Origin of the sequence: Sphingobacterium sp. UBA7855 (assembly GCA_002500745.1) — a bacterium.
Classification (GTDB): Bacteria; Bacteroidota; Bacteroidia; order Sphingobacteriales; family Sphingobacteriaceae; genus Sphingobacterium.
Genome location: DLST01000003.1, coordinates 171043 through 185404, shown reverse-complemented (window position 1 = coordinate 185404; position 14362 = coordinate 171043). Strand labels below are relative to the sequence as shown.

The window sequence follows — 14362 nt, the reverse complement described above, 5'->3', positions numbered from 1 at the left end:
TTTATGCAAAGATTAAGGGAAATAAAAAATGGATCATAATTATTCCACCGAGGAAGAAGCCGATTACGGCGATCAACGATGGGATCTGGAAGTTGCTGAGCCCTGAAATGGCATGTCCAGAAGAGCAGCCGCCAGCATACCGCGTCCCGAAGCCGATTAATATACCGCCGATGCTTAAAATTAGAAATTGAAACAAAGATCCGTTAAAAACGAAAATGGATTCGGGTAGGTAACCTTGTATATGGTCGATAATACCCAGTTCTTTGAGATCTGCCACACTTTTCGCATGGATTTGTGCCGGTGTGCCATCGTCGAGGAAATAATGTGCGATAAAACCTCCGATAACGGTTCCGAGTACCAGCAGAAGATTCCAGGATTGTGTCTTCCAGTCGAACCTAAAAAAAGATGAAGTTTTGCCTGCACCGAATACAGTGCACATTGTACGTAAATTGTTGGACATGCCAAAATCCTTGCCCTGTTTGAGCAGAAGGTACATGACCAGTGCAATTAAAGGACCTGAAATATACCAGGGCCACGGTTGTTTGATGTATTCCAATACCATAACAATGTTCTTAAGTGATGTTACAAAGGTACATACTGCCTTTGCAAAAGCTTGTAACAAATGTTACTGAAGGAATCAAGAATTTATAGGTCGTAATATTCGATATCGGCAGCCCTCAGCGCCTCGCTCAACAGTGGAAGATCGTCTTCCTTTTGGAACAATTTGTTGCGCCATGTTCGAAAAGCCGGGCCTTTGACCGGGTGGATAATAATTAGGTTGCCGCCAGAGCGCTTCAGATTTCGGATATATGAAATACTGCTTAAAGGAAAAACGACTGTTTTCTTGGCATTGCTAATGCGGAGCACTTCTTCTTCTAAAATCCATGTCGACGATAATGTCGAAAGCTTAATGGCCAAGTATAAGGCGAAGGGAATCATTAAAAGAGCGATGATAATCTTGAGGATTTCCTGTACCGGAACTTTGGACATGCCCATTCCAATGAACAGGATTGAAGTCAACAATATAAACATGTATTTTCCACGGTGCAATGTCGACAATTGAAATGTCTGCGAATTACTCTTCATACTTTGATAAACTTCCCTTTGGCGTCAATATAGGAAAAATTCTCCAAGTCTTCCTTCCAATGTGTTTATCGATTTTTAGAAACGTCGGCTATTGTGGATAAATTAATATAGGAAGAGCAGCCTTGGGACTGGGTTAATGCTTGGAATAGGCAAAAATTATGCATTTTTGTGTTTATGATATTTGGTGAAGAATTGCAAGCATGGTATCAAGAGCATAAGCGAGATCTACCATGGAGAGAAACACATGATGCGTACAAAATATGGCTTTCGGAGATTATTTTGCAACAGACGCGGGTGGAGCAGGGCATGCCGTACTATTATCGCTTTGTGGAGCGATTCAATACCGTAGTCGATTTTGCAAATGCGGATGAAGACGACATTCTTCACCTTTGGCAAGGCTTGGGGTATTACTCTAGGGGGAGGAATATGCATAAAGCCGCTCGAATTGTCCGGGATCAATATAATGGGATTTTTCCAGTGGATTATAAGACCCTACTAAGCCTTCCTGGTGTAGGGGAGTACACTGCTGCAGCGATATCTTCTTTTGCTAATAATGAAGCTCAGGCTGTTTTGGACGGGAATGTGTTTCGCGTACTTGCACGCTATTATGGAATAGAAACTCCCATTAATTCAACGGAAGGGAAAAAGGTTTTCGCGGCGATAGCGAAAGAAAATCTGGATCACAATCATCCTGCCCAATATAACCAGGCTATTATGGATTTTGGTGCGATCCATTGTAAGCCTAAGCAACCGCTTTGCGAGCAATGTATGTTTCGCCTTTCTTGCTACGCCTTTACACGCGGCGAGGTCAATCAATTGCCTGTAAAGCTTAAAGGCAAAGGAAGCAGAGATAGATATTTCAATTATTTTATTTTAAAGAACAGCGATCATCTTCTGATGTCTAAACGCGGTGAAGGTGATGTTTGGCAAAATTTGTATGAGTTTCCACTATTAGAATCTGATCATACGATGGATATTATTGATATTCTGAACGATAAGTGGTTTGTGTCTTATTTTGGGCAAGACGCTGACCTGAGCATCTTGCAGAAGCAGACTAAGCATATTTTAAGTCATCAGAATATTTATGCCACATTTTTTGAAGTGCGGTTAAAAGGTGATTTAATTCAAAAAAAATCAAATTGGGATTATGTAGTTCTAAAAGATTTAGATAAATTAGCTAAACACAAGTTGATCTTTACTTTTTTGGAAAGGTCAAATTTTTAACCATTTATGCTTTTAAATTATGTCAGGAGTTAACAAAGTCATTTTAGTGGGACATCTTGGAAAAGATCCCGAAATTCGTTATTTAGAAGGCAATGTCTCTGTTGCCAGTTTCCCATTGGCAACATCCGAAACCTATAATAAAGATGGAAAAAGGGTGGAGCAAACCGAATGGCACAATATTGTAATGTGGCGAGGTCTGGCTGACGTGGCTGTGAAATATCTAACAAAGGGGAAGTTAGTTTATATTGAAGGCCGATTAAGGACGCGTACTTATGAAGATAAGGAAGGTATTAGACGATACGCTACGGAGGTAGTTGCAGAAACTTTTACACTTTTGGGTCGTAAATCAGATTTTGAGCCGAACACTGGTACAGCTGCGGGCAATACATCCAATACGCAGGCACAAAAGGTGGAAGATAAAGAAGTTGAAGTTGATTTTACCGAAAATGATCAAGAGGATAATCCCTTGCCATTTTAAATCTGTAAAAAGTGATGTTTATGTAAAAACTTGACTTTGGTAATCAATCGATGATATTTATAAAGGCAGGCAAATAAGTCTGCTTTTTTGTTTATAATACATTTTGACTACTCGTACAGCATAATTGGCTGCATTTCGTTTTTCAATTATCTAAAGCTGATGTTGTGTCCATGATCGGCGAATGTCCATAAATTTTCTTTTTCGCCGAAATTTTGGCTATGTTTGCTTTAATTATGTTGCAAGATAGAATTACGCAGTATACTGAGGAAATTAAGGCGTTTTCGCCAACTTCTTCAGCCGATGTAGAAAATTTCAGATTGAGGTTTTTGGTTTCCAAAGGGATTGTGAAGAATCTTTTTGATGAATTCAAAACGGTTACACCTGAAGAGAAACGTGCTTTGGGTAAAGTGTTGAACGAATTTAAGCAGTTGGCAGAAAATACGTTTAAGGAAGCACAAGAAAAATTCGGAACTGGAGAGAAGCAAAAATCTGAACAGTTTGAGGGCGATTTAACTTTACCGGGGCAGGGATTTCAGCTGGGATCTAGACATCCAATCTCCTTGGTTCGTAAAGAAATCGTTGAAATTTTCAAGAAATTAGGTTTTGTTGTTTCAGAAGGCCCAGAAATCGAAGACGACTGGCACAACTTCTCGGCCTTAAATTTTCCTCCAGAGCATCCTGCGCGTGATATGCAAGATACGTTCTTTATCAAGAAACAAGAAGGTAATGATATTACCTTGAGAACGCATACTTCTTCTGTTCAGGTACGATTAATGGAAGCTGGTCAACCTCCGTTCCGTGCCATTATGCCGGGTCGTGTTTATAGAAATGAGGCTATTTCGGCACGTGCGCATTGTTTCTTTCATCAGGTGGAAGGTTTGTATGTAGATGAAAATGTTTCTTTTGCTGATTTGAAACAAACTCTATATCATTTTGTCCAAGAAATGTACGGTGAAGGTACAAAAGTACGTTTCCGTCCTTCATATTTTCCTTTTACGGAGCCTTCAGCAGAAATGGATATTTCTTGTACCATTTGTAAAGGTGCTGGATGTAATCTGTGTAAATACTCTGGCTGGGTTGAGATTCTAGGTTGTGGTATGGTGGATCCTAATGTTCTTGACAATTGTGGTATCGATAGTAAAAAATACGCGGGCTTTGCATTTGGTATGGGTATCGAACGTATCACTAATTTGAAATATGTAATTAAGGACTTGCGTCTTTTCTCTGAGAACGATACGCGTTTCTTAGCTCAATTTGAGACGGAATTAATATAAATTAATGTATAAAACTAATATTGCATCATATTATTCTCTATTATGACGAAGTCTGGGAATAATATGGTGCTTTTTAGTCTTTGATCTTGTGGCTGAAATTCGATATGCCTATTATAAAATTACATGGAACCAGATCATATCATTGAATCAATAAAAAGAACAGCACGGGAGCTTTTTCGTCAGAATGGTTATCATAAGACCAGTGTGAATACTTTGGCGAAAAAGGCCAACATAGCGAAAGCTACTGTGTACAAATATTTTGATAGCAAAGAAATGATTTTGCATGCCATCTTGATGGACTATCTTCGTGCGAGCTTGCAGGATATTTTAAAAACGACCAAATATGAAGATGATATGGCTTCCTTTTTGGGCTTTACTATTTTGCGGGTAAGTCGACTTACCTATACTGTTTGCAATGAGTTGATCGGATGGGAGTTTATTCGGGAATCTGCGAATGCTCAGGAATACCTAAAAACGCTTTCAGAAGATTTGGAGTTTCTGCTCTTAAGTACATTCATCCAAAATGAAAAAATTAATGAAGCGATTAGTGAAGAGAAGTTAACCTTTCTGATTAAATCCAGTAAAAGTATTGTGTTTTCATTTGCGTTTACAGCGGTTTCGGATGCCGATGTGCGTAAAAATTTTATATCCTTTCAGAAGGAAATCCTGCCTTATCTTGTTCAGGCAACTGTTCAATAAATTTCGTTAACGCTGTCATTGCTGCTCCAATGGCCGGCACTCTCCTTTTTCAATGTTGTTCCTTTCTTATGATTTGCTTTTTCATATTTACGTTGGTAGATATTTAATTGCTCCATTATCCCCTATACTACGCCGCTAGTATGTGAAGAGTTACTTTATCATCGTGATAATCAATGCTTATAAAAAAAATGTGCAGGTGAAAAATCGTTATAAAAATTGTATTTTTGCATCCTATGAGTAGAAGAATTCCGCAAGATAAAAAGTTCTTGAAAGATATTGCCATCATTGATATTGCCGAAGAGGGTAGAGGTGTTGGAAAAACCGAAGATTTGGTTTTGTTTGTTGAAAAAGCTGTTCCGGGAGATGTTGTTGACGTGGAGCTTATGCGCAAGAAAAAGAATTTTGCAGAAGCTCGGGTAACTGCTTTAAAAGAAGCCTCATCTTATCGTGTAAATCCTTTTTGTGAGCACTTTGGAGTTTGTGGCGGATGTAAGTGGCAGCATATGACCTATGATGCTCAATTGAAATTTAAGCAACAGTCTGTTGATAATGCCTTATCGCGTATTGGGAAGGTTGATACATCTGCTATGGAGCCTATATTAGGCTCGGTGCAAACGGAATATTATAGGAATAAATTGGAGTACACTTTTTCAAATAAAAAGTGGTTGACTTCTGTAGATGAAGATGCGTCTGTATTGGAAATGAATGCTTTGGGATTTCACGTGCCGGGACGTTTTGATAAAATCTTAGATATTGATCATTGTTATTTGCAAGAAGACCCTTCAAACCAAGTTCGCAATTCAATTCGTGATTTTGCACTTGGCCAAGGCATTACCTTTTACGATTTGCGTGAGCATACAGGTGTTTTGCGTAATTTGATTATCCGCATTTCTTCTACTGGAGAGATGATGGTGATCGTTGTTTTTGCTTATCCGGAAGAGGGGCAGGTCGAATTGCTGATGAATTATGTCAAGGAAAAGTTCCCACAAATCACTTCGCTATTATATATTGTCAATCAGAAACGCAATGATACGATCTTTGATCAAGACATCCATATCTACGCCGGGCGTGATTTCATTTATGAAGAGATGGAAGGATTACGGTATAAAGTTGGACCTAAATCTTTCTATCAAACGAATTCTGCACAAGCTTACGAGTTATATAAAATCACCCGTGATTTTGCCGATCTGAATGGCGATGAATTGGTATATGATTTGTATACGGGTGCTGGTACGATAGCAAATTTTGTTGCTAAGCAAGCCCGAGAAGTTGTGGGTGTAGAGTATGTTCCTACAGCTATTGAAGATGCACAAGTCAATTCGTCCATCAATAATATTACGAATACAAAGTTCTATGCTGGTGATATGAAGGATGTTTTGACCCCTTCCTTCATTGCCGAACATGGTAAACCTGATGTGGTGATTACAGACCCGCCACGTGCAGGAATGCATGCTGATGTTGTGGCACGTTTGTTGGAAATGGAATCTCCGCGTATCGTATATGTAAGTTGTAATGCTGCTACGCAGGCGAGAGATCTTCTGTTGTTAGCGGAGAAATATGAGGTAAAGCGTATTAAACCGGTGGACATGTTTCCGCATACGCAACATGTTGAGAATGTCGTTTTATTGGAATTGAAAAAGTTATAGTACCATTATGGAAGTAGAAGATTTATTTGCAGGGTCTGCAAGAGGGGAAAATACAACATCTACAGGACAAAGTCCATTAAAGAGCCTGCAGGTCGATCTCGATTTTTATAGTGAATCTATCCGCGAGGTAGCGTTGGAAATCGTGGAAGAAGGGTATTCTGAATACCCCATTTTCATCGCTCATCAGCATGATGTCTCTGTTGGCGAGGTTATATTGGATCGCAAGGAGCTGGATACAAAATGGACAATTAATGCGTCCACCCTAGAAGAGTTTGTTTCGAAGGATATCATACAGGAAGATCGTAAATCGTCCTTTATTCAGAACTATAAACCTGCTAAAGATTTTATGTGTCTGTTTGTTGTGGTTGCGGAAGGGGCCAATTTTGTTTTTTATCCTTACAAGTAGCGTACATAAGAATATTTAAACTTTTTTAACAGTACAAGTGTCCAACTATTATTAATTTTAGTCAATAGCTAACGTATAAAATACAATTTTATACGGTTGAAAATAACTGTGCATGCTATCTTGAGCGTGTGCTATTGGATCCAATGAAACTGCTGTAAGCTAAAACTAATTGGCATAATTGAAGAGAGATAATAGGATGAAAATATTACAGATGCAGATAATAGGTTTTTTTTTACTTTTATTTACCTATTTCGGCGCTACTGCTCAGCAACAGCAGAAGGTTTCGGGTATGGTTTTACAAAAGGATAATGGTAATCGCATTGGGGATGCGGTGGTAATCAATCTGCGTACGCATAGATCTACGCTGACCAATTCTTTCGGTGTGTTTACAATCGACGCATCAGTGGGAGATTCGTTGTCTTTCACTAAAGTGGGGTATTCGCCCGTAAAGACTGTCTTGACCAATTTGAATGAGTTTTATGTGGAATTGCAGGAGGGCATACGATTGGAGACTGTTATTGTGGAAAGGAAGACAAAAGAAGCTGAATTAAACGATGCAATGAATAACTATTCTAAAAAGGGTGTTTATAATGGAGGTAAAAATAAGTTCGGAACTTATTTAGGTAGTCCGGCCACTGCACTTTATAATCTTTTTGGGCGCGAGGCTAAGAATGCAAAGCGCTTTGGACGATTTATGGATAGAGAGAAAGAGGAGTTGCAAGTTGACCGTATTTTTTCCCGTGAAGCTGTTAAGAATCTGACGAAACTAGACAGTGCTGAGCTGGATGCTTTTATGATACGTTATCGTCCATCTTTTGATCTCGCTGAACATTGGGGGCAATATGATTTGATGCATTACGTGCAACAGTCTATGGAAGATTTTGATGCGAAGGGGAGACCTAAAGGCTCATTATTGCCAGATATTGAAGTGAAGACACAGGAGAAATAGAACAGTTTATGTTTATAGCTAATGTTCTATTAAATAAAAATGAGTTAGTAATGTAGCGTTTTGACTGCATATAGGAAATTTAATAGTACTTTTTTCATTGTCTGGTAACAAAAAAGTTGATAAAAATATCTTTTGGCACTTAGTTTGATTTTAGTAGAGCTGTATAAGTTTAAATATAAAGTCTTAGATCGCATACATATGAAAATGAATAGAAAATTGGCTGTATTTGGTTTGACGGTTGCAACCTCAGCTATGTTATTTGGAAGTTGTTCTACCATCCAAAATACGAATAATGCCACTAAAGGCGGAGTTATTGGTGGTGTTGCCGGGGGTGCATTGGGTGCATTAATCGGAGGGAAAGCCGGTAATACGGCAATTGGTACTTTGGCCGGTGCTGCAATTGGTGGTGCTGCTGGTGTATTGATTGGTAAAAAAATGGATAAGCAAGCAGCTGAGATTTCTAAAACTGTTGAAGGAGCTGAAGTTACGCAGTCTGCAGAGGGTATCGTTGTTAAGTTCGATTCAGGTATTTTATTTGACTTTAATAAATCAGATCTTAAAGCATCTGCCAAAGATAATATTGCTAATTTGGTCACTACATTGAATAAAGAACAGGGTACTGAAATTTTGGTAATCGGACATACCGATAATGTAGGTACATTGGCTGCAAATGAAAAGGTGTCTTTGGATCGTGCGAATTCAGTGCGTGCTTTTGCCGTATCTAAAGGTTTGGCTTCATCACGTATCCGTACAGAAGGCAGAAATTTCTCCGAACCAATTGCAAGTAATGATACAGAAGCGGGACGTGCACAAAACCGTCGCGTCGAGATTGTCATCGTAGCGGGCGACCAAATGAAAAAAGAAGCGAAGCAACAGGCAGGACAATAACCGGTTTAAGACTCTAGTCTTTCCGATTTGTACTATTTGATGTTTAATCAAAAAAAGCGTTGATAAACTCAACGCTTTTTTTGTGGAATATAGCGGGTAAAAATTCCTAATGTGATTCATTTAGACCTAAAATGTGACAATTCATAAATCATATTTCTGTCTGACAAACTGTCATTATATGGATTTAAATTTCTAACTTTGTAATCTTTGAAACAACCATTGATAGGAAATTAATTGATCAAATTATGGATTTCTGCACGGGGGTTGACTTCATTAAATAATAAAAATTATATTCTATTGAATAGCGAGCTATGCTAGATTTAACACATACCACTAAGGAACACGACGAATCTCGTCAGGGTGAGGCATTATTATTGGAACAGGATCCGACTTTAAGCACTGGCCGTAAACTTTATATTGAAAGTTACGGTTGCCAGATGAATTTCTCGGATAGTGAGATTGTTGCTTCTATTTTGTTGGATAAAGGATTTGAGACTACCAAGAACTATCAGGAGGCTGATGTTGTTTTTATTAATACCTGTTCGATTCGCGAGAATGCCGAACAACGTGTTCGTAATAGGTTAAAGGAGTTTGAAGCTGCTAAAGCAAAAAATCCTGGGATGATCGTAGGTGTATTGGGTTGTATGGCCGAGCGTCTAAAGTCGAAGTTTCTGGAAGAAGAAAAATTAGTTGATGTTGTGGTGGGACCAGATGCTTATCGTGATTTGCCAAATTTGATTGATCAGGTTGACGATGGTGCTAAAGCCGTAAACGTTTTATTATCAAGAGAGGAAACGTATGCTGATATCAATCCTGTTCGTTTGAATTCAAATGGCGTCACCGCTTTTATTTCAATTATGCGCGGTTGTGATAATATGTGTTCTTTCTGTGTGGTTCCTTTCACACGGGGCCGCGAACGTAGTCGTGATCCGCATTCTATCGTGAAGGAAGCTCAAGATCTTTTTAATGCGGGTTACAAGGAAGTTACGTTGTTGGGACAAAATGTCGATTCCTATAAATATACTGCTCCTCTAGCAGAAGGCGATGTCCCTAGCGAAACGGTCACTTTTGCTACTTTGCTTACGATGGTTGCAGAAATCAGCCCGCTGCTGCGTGTTCGTTTTTCAACTTCTCATCCAAAAGATATTACGGATGAGGTATTGTATGCGATAGCATCACATGAAAATATCTGTAATTATATTCATTTGCCTGTTCAATCTGGGAATTCCAGAGTATTGGAATTGATGAACCGTACGTATGATCGCGCGTGGTATATGGAGCGTGTCGATGCAATTCGTCGTATTATACCGGAATGTGCTATTTCTACTGATGTCATTACTGGTTTCTGCACGGAAACGGAAGAAGAGCATCAGGATACACTTTCTATGATGGACTATGTGAAGTATGATTTCGCTTATATGTTTGCTTATTCGGAAAGACCGGGCACATTGGCGGCGAAAAGATATGCAGATGATATTCCTGAAGATGTTAAAAAACGGCGTTTGACGGAAGTTATCAATAAACAACGCGATCATAGTTTGTATCGTTATCAACAATTTGTTGGGAAAGTCTGTAAGGTACTCATTGAAGGGTTTTCAAAACGATCTGAGTTCGATTTCTGTGGACGTAATGACCAAAATGCATTAGTTGTTTTTCCAATAGATCCTCGATTTAAACAAGGGGACTATGTGAATGTCCTTGTTGAATCATGTACTTCTGCTACGCTGTTAGGAAAAATTGTTGATTAAGCTAACTTAGATTATTTTATTTCCAACTGGAAATTTATGGATAACCAAGATATAAAGAATAGATTTGGGATTATCGGTAATTCGCCATTGTTGAATCGGGCAATTGATATTGCGCGACAAGTGGCTCCGACAGATATTTCCGTATTAATACAAGGTGAGAGTGGTAGTGGTAAAGAAGTTTTTTCGCATATTATCCATCAATTGAGTTCACGTAAGCATGGCCCCTTTATTGCGGTCAACTGTGGGGCTATACCAGAAGGAACCATTGACTCCGAGTTATTTGGTCACGAAAAAGGTTCTTTTACGGGAGCACATGAAGCTAGAAAGGGCTATTTTGAAGTCGTTGACGGTGGTACGATTTTTTTAGATGAGGTTGGTGAGTTACCTTTAGGGACGCAAGCACGATTGTTACGTGTGCTGGAGTCTGGAGAGTATATAAGGGTCGGATCATCCAAAGTGCAGAAAACAAATGTTCGTGTCGTTGCCGCTACAAATGTGAATGTTTTTGAAGCTGTACAAAAGGGTAGATTTCGCGAAGATCTTTATTATCGTTTAAATACTGTACCCTTGCGTGTGCCCTCTTTACGTGAGCGTCCTGAAGATGTCAACTTATTATTCCGTAAGTTTATCGTGGACTTTTCTGAAAAGTACCGTACTCCTGGTGTTCAATTGACGGACGATGCTCAGAATATGCTACGCAACTATAGTTGGCCTGGTAATGTGCGTCAACTGAAAAACGTTGCCGAACAAATCGCTGTTCTGGAGAAAGAACGTGTGGTAGATGCATATACACTCCAAAACTATTTGCCCAATGAATCCCGAACGAGTCTCCCTGCAGTAGTTCCATCAAATAATGGGGGGAAGGAGGATTTTTCAGAAAGAGATTTGCTGTATAAAGTTTTATTTGATATGAAGAAAGATATGGTTGATCTGAAAAAACTGGTGGTTGAATTGATTCAGAAAGGCGTTGATTCTAGCACGTTTGATCAAAATTCTCCATACATTAATCAATTATATCAAGAGATCGAACCGCACTTGAAATCGGAGCCGGAAAATTATACAACACCGACTTTGACGATACATTCGCCATCAAATGCTGCAAATGTATTAAAAAATCCTGTTTCAAAGGATGACTATCTGCAGGATGCAGAAGAGGTGGAGGAATCTTTATCTCTTGTTGATAAGGAATCTGATTTAATCAAGAAGGCATTAAAAAAGCACCGTGGTAAGCGTAAAGCTGCCGCACAAGAGTTGGGGATTTCTGAAAGAACTTTGTATAGAAAGATTAAAGACTTAAATTTAGATTAGGGGTTAAAGATGTTGTCAAAAAAAATAGGATATACTTTTCTCACGACAATCTTTTTGTTTGTCATGAATAGTTGTGGGGTGAAATATGGATTTACTGGTGGATCTATTCCTGAGGGAATGAAAACAGTTAATATTCAATATTTTGAAAATATTGCTCCATTAGTTTACCCGACATTAAGTCAGAATTTTACGGAGGCACTTAAAGAGCGTATTCGTAATCAGTCTCGATTGAGTCAGGTGAACCAGGATGGTGATGCTAACTTTGAGGGATTTATCACTGAGTATACGATAAGTCCTGCTGCTGTTGAAGCGGGCACTGATCGTGCTGCTATGAATAGATTGACAATCACAGTTAAAGTGACTTATCATAATAAAATTAACCCGAAGGACGATTTTGAACAGCCATTTACACGTTTTAAAGAGTTCGCTGGAAACCTTCAGAGTGCACAGGAAGAGACTTTGGGTAAGGAAATTATTCAAATGCTAACGGAAGATATATACAATAAAGCTTTTGCTAATTGGTAACTCTATTTGTAAGATGAATCTTAATGTATCATTACCCAATAAGGAGCTTTTTTTTCGAGCACTCAACTACCCTGATACGGTGGAGGAAGATTTGATTTTGGCCTTGATTGAAAAATACCCTTATGCACAGAGCTTACGATTCGTTTATGAACGTAAAGTTTTTGAAAAACATCAAACTGTTCAGAATTTATCTTCCACCCTGTTATATGCTTGTTCCCCGAGTTGGCTTTATGAATTTGTGCATGTTAAATCTACCGTAGATTCTGCAGCAATAACGCCATCGGATGAATTATTAGTGGATGAGGAATCTATTAGCAATGATCGTGTTGTCGAAATTGCGGCCGATGGAGAAATAGAGATGGATGAGTTGAATCGTTTGATTGAGGCTGGGGCTGCAACAGAATATTTTCGGTCGAATAGTCAACAGGATGTAACTAGTGGTGATTTGCAGGAGTCTCCAGTTGTGGCCGCGGTTCCTCAGGAATCTGTTGCCGACGAAAGTAATGATAGTCACGAGCATGTTTCTGTTTATGATGATGATACGATGCCCTACAGTTTTTTGTGGTGGCTACATAAAACAAGATTGGAGTATGCGCATACTTATCAGCCCTACGTTAAATCTCCTTTGAGCCCAATGAAGCCATCGAGTGATGACGTTGCTAAAATTCATGAAAAATTGGATAGTCAGCTATTAGATCAACAGATCCGTGAGAATATTTTTCATTTGCAACCGCCTGAGGCGAAATTAAGTGATGAGGTTAAAACAACGGTCGCATTTCAGATACCGCGCAAGTCTGACAAGGTCATCGAGAAGTTTATTCGCGAAGAACCTATCATTCAGCCGCTGCAAGCGGAGAAGTTGGATTTAGAGAATAAAGCCCGGAAAAGTTCGGAAGATCAGTACTCTCTCGTTACCGAAACGCTTGCAAAAATCTATGTGGAACAAGGCTTATATCCAAAGGCAATAGAGGTTTACAAAAAATTAGTTTTGAAATATCCAGAAAAAAATGCTTACTTTGCGGCACGCATAACAGAATTAGAAAAGAAATTAAATTAATAACATAAAGAGATGCAAGGATTATTAATCGGTTTAATCATATTGGCTAGTATTATTTTAGCGTTTTTGGTTTTAATCCAAAATCCAAAAGGAGGAGGTTTATCATCTGGTTTTTCGGGTGGAACGAATCTTATGGGTGTAAAACGTACAGGTGACATTTTGGAAAAAGGTACTTGGATCATGGTTATTGCCATCATGGTATTTAGCTTGGGTGTAAATATTATTGGAACATCTCCAAGCACATCCAAAGGAGGATTGGGGGGGCAAATTGAAGCGCCTGCTCAACAAGGTCCATTGAACTTAGGTACTGGACAAAATCCTGCTGGTGCTCCTGCTGGACAAGAGCAAACAGCTCCGGCTCAATCTCAGGAAAAAGTACCGGCGACAGCGCCTACCACGAAACCGGTAGAAGAGGCTAAAAAATAGTTGTCAATAAAAAATTATACGCCCTGTTTGTGAAAGCAAACGGGGCTTTTTGTTTGCAGTATTTTTTAGACATTGTTTTTAAAGAAAGGATCGTGAAAGTTTTGCTAAGCGGATTAAGCGTATTAAATCAAAAGTATATTTGGTAAGCGGAAGTAAGACTGGCAGACATAAAATGACAGTGTGACAGCAAAATGAATTTTTGTCGATTGGGATGTTAACTTTTGTGTGAAAAATTGTCTTAAAAGCCCTTCTAATTACAATTGGCATAAAAGATGATGTGCTTATAGCGATTATAACATAAAAATAAATTCAAAAACAGATAAAAAGTAAATTAATTATGGCATTAAGTATCAAACCTATCGGAGACAGAGTAGTAGTAGAAGCTGCTCCAGCAGAAGAAAAAACAGCTTCAGGGTTGTATATCCCCGATACAGCAAAAGAAAAACCATCTCAAGGTACAGTAGTTGCTGTAGGTACAGGTAAAGTTGACGAACCGTTAACTGTGAAAGTTGGTGACAAAGTATTATACGGAAAATACGCAGGTACTGAAATTACTTACGAAGGAAAAGAGTACTTAATTATGCGTGAGTCTGATATTTACGCAGTCATCTAATTCATACAAAAGATTATTTAAAAATGAGCTTACTG

General features: G+C 38.8%; 16 protein-coding genes. 14 read left to right on the top strand and 2 right to left on the bottom strand.

The genetic code is table 11. The features are described 5' to 3' along the window. Position 1: 1 nt before the first annotated feature. Together B2107_RS03405 and B2107_RS03400 are read right to left on the bottom strand one after the other, a co-directional pair. The gene (locus B2107_RS03405) at positions 2-562 is read right to left on the bottom strand and encodes a YeeE/YedE family protein (protein WP_293953124.1); all 561 of its coding nucleotides are present in this window, start codon (positions 560-562) and stop codon (positions 2-4) included. An 83-nt stretch (positions 563-645) separates the two neighbouring features. After that, positions 646-1086 (bottom strand): hypothetical protein, encoded by a 441-nt coding sequence (locus B2107_RS03400; protein WP_293953122.1) that lies wholly within the window; start codon positions 1084-1086, stop codon positions 646-648. Positions 1087-1260: 174 nt separating this feature from the next. Between B2107_RS03400 and mutY the strand changes: the two genes are divergently transcribed. The 14 genes from mutY (at position 1261) to B2107_RS03330 (ending at position 14327) form a co-directional block, all read left to right on the top strand. Next, positions 1261-2310, top strand: coding sequence for an A/G-specific adenine glycosylase (mutY, locus tag B2107_RS03395; RefSeq protein ID WP_293953120.1), 1050 nt, complete (start codon positions 1261-1263; stop codon positions 2308-2310). Positions 2311-2329: 19 nt separating this feature from the next. Next, on the top strand, positions 2330-2788 hold the full coding sequence (locus B2107_RS03390; protein WP_293953118.1) for a single-stranded DNA-binding protein: 459 nt from the start codon (positions 2330-2332) through the stop codon (positions 2786-2788). A gap of 233 nt (positions 2789-3021) precedes the next feature. Beyond that, positions 3022-4062, top strand: a complete 1041-nt coding sequence (gene pheS / locus B2107_RS03385) for a phenylalanine--tRNA ligase subunit alpha (RefSeq protein ID WP_293953116.1) — start codon at positions 3022-3024, stop codon at positions 4060-4062. A 123-nt stretch (positions 4063-4185) separates the two neighbouring features. Next, on the top strand, positions 4186-4761 hold the full coding sequence (locus B2107_RS03380; protein ID WP_293953114.1) for a TetR/AcrR family transcriptional regulator: 576 nt from the start codon (positions 4186-4188) through the stop codon (positions 4759-4761). 233 nt (positions 4762-4994) lie between these two features. Beyond that, a complete protein-coding gene (gene rlmD / locus B2107_RS03375) occupies positions 4995-6407 on the top strand; it encodes a 23S rRNA (uracil(1939)-C(5))-methyltransferase RlmD (protein ID WP_293953112.1) in 1413 nt (470 codons plus the stop codon). Positions 6408-6414: 7 nt separating this feature from the next. After that, positions 6415-6813 carry a hypothetical protein gene (locus B2107_RS03370; protein ID WP_293953111.1) on the top strand — a complete coding sequence of 133 codons (399 nt, stop codon included), beginning with the start codon at positions 6415-6417 and terminating at the stop codon, positions 6811-6813. A gap of 211 nt (positions 6814-7024) precedes the next feature. Continuing rightward, positions 7025-7762 carry a hypothetical protein gene (locus tag B2107_RS03365; RefSeq protein ID WP_293953109.1) on the top strand — a complete coding sequence of 246 codons (738 nt, stop codon included), beginning with the start codon at positions 7025-7027 and terminating at the stop codon, positions 7760-7762. A 198-nt stretch (positions 7763-7960) separates the two neighbouring features. Beyond that, positions 7961-8650, top strand: coding sequence for an OmpA family protein (locus B2107_RS03360; RefSeq protein ID WP_293953107.1), 690 nt, complete (start codon positions 7961-7963; stop codon positions 8648-8650). Between the two features lie 311 nt (positions 8651-8961). Continuing rightward, complete coding sequence (gene miaB, locus B2107_RS03355; protein WP_293953105.1) at positions 8962-10398, top strand: tRNA (N6-isopentenyl adenosine(37)-C2)-methylthiotransferase MiaB; 1437 nt, start codon at positions 8962-8964, stop codon at positions 10396-10398. Positions 10399-10434: 36 nt separating this feature from the next. Further along, complete coding sequence (locus B2107_RS03350) at positions 10435-11706, top strand: sigma-54 interaction domain-containing protein (RefSeq protein ID WP_293953103.1); 1272 nt, start codon at positions 10435-10437, stop codon at positions 11704-11706. Positions 11707-11715: 9 nt separating this feature from the next. Beyond that, entirely contained in the window at positions 11716-12231 is a 516-nt protein-coding gene (locus B2107_RS03345) for an LptE family protein (protein ID WP_293953101.1), read from the top strand. A gap of 13 nt (positions 12232-12244) precedes the next feature. Beyond that, positions 12245-13288, top strand: coding sequence for a hypothetical protein (locus tag B2107_RS03340; protein WP_293953099.1), 1044 nt, complete (start codon positions 12245-12247; stop codon positions 13286-13288). A gap of 12 nt (positions 13289-13300) precedes the next feature. Further along, positions 13301-13714, top strand: a complete 414-nt coding sequence (secG, locus tag B2107_RS03335) for a preprotein translocase subunit SecG (protein ID WP_293953097.1) — start codon at positions 13301-13303, stop codon at positions 13712-13714. A gap of 337 nt (positions 13715-14051) precedes the next feature. After that, entirely contained in the window at positions 14052-14327 is a 276-nt protein-coding gene (locus B2107_RS03330; protein ID WP_028070710.1) for a co-chaperone GroES, read from the top strand. The last annotated feature ends 35 nt before the right edge of the window (positions 14328-14362 follow it).

Bases quoted from the DNA above. Each gene is read 5' to 3' on its own strand.
- B2107_RS03370 (WP_293953111.1), top strand. From the start codon at position 6,415: ATGGAAGTAGAAGATTTATTTGCAGGGTCTGCAAGAGGGGAAAATACA.
- pheS (WP_293953116.1), top strand. From the start codon at position 3,022: ATGTTGCAAGATAGAATTACGCAGTATACTGAGGAAATTAAGGCGTTT.
- B2107_RS03350 (WP_293953103.1), top strand. From the start codon at position 10,435: ATGGATAACCAAGATATAAAGAATAGATTTGGGATTATCGGTAATTCG.
- B2107_RS03390 (WP_293953118.1), top strand. From the start codon at position 2,330: ATGTCAGGAGTTAACAAAGTCATTTTAGTGGGACATCTTGGAAAAGAT.
- B2107_RS03365 (WP_293953109.1), top strand. From the start codon at position 7,025: ATGCAGATAATAGGTTTTTTTTTACTTTTATTTACCTATTTCGGCGCT.
- secG (WP_293953097.1), top strand. From the start codon at position 13,301: ATGCAAGGATTATTAATCGGTTTAATCATATTGGCTAGTATTATTTTA.
- miaB (WP_293953105.1), top strand. From the start codon at position 8,962: ATGCTAGATTTAACACATACCACTAAGGAACACGACGAATCTCGTCAG.
- rlmD (WP_293953112.1), top strand. From the start codon at position 4,995: ATGAGTAGAAGAATTCCGCAAGATAAAAAGTTCTTGAAAGATATTGCC.
- B2107_RS03405 (WP_293953124.1), bottom strand. From the start codon at position 562: ATGGTATTGGAATACATCAAACAACCGTGGCCCTGGTATATTTCAGGT.
- B2107_RS03380 (WP_293953114.1), top strand. From the start codon at position 4,186: ATGGAACCAGATCATATCATTGAATCAATAAAAAGAACAGCACGGGAG.
- B2107_RS03360 (WP_293953107.1), top strand. From the start codon at position 7,961: ATGAAAATGAATAGAAAATTGGCTGTATTTGGTTTGACGGTTGCAACC.
- B2107_RS03345 (WP_293953101.1), top strand. From the start codon at position 11,716: ATGTTGTCAAAAAAAATAGGATATACTTTTCTCACGACAATCTTTTTG.
- B2107_RS03340 (WP_293953099.1), top strand. From the start codon at position 12,245: ATGAATCTTAATGTATCATTACCCAATAAGGAGCTTTTTTTTCGAGCA.
- B2107_RS03400 (WP_293953122.1), bottom strand. From the start codon at position 1,086: ATGAAGAGTAATTCGCAGACATTTCAATTGTCGACATTGCACCGTGGA.
- mutY (WP_293953120.1), top strand. From the start codon at position 1,261: ATGATATTTGGTGAAGAATTGCAAGCATGGTATCAAGAGCATAAGCGA.
- B2107_RS03330 (WP_028070710.1), top strand. From the start codon at position 14,052: ATGGCATTAAGTATCAAACCTATCGGAGACAGAGTAGTAGTAGAAGCT.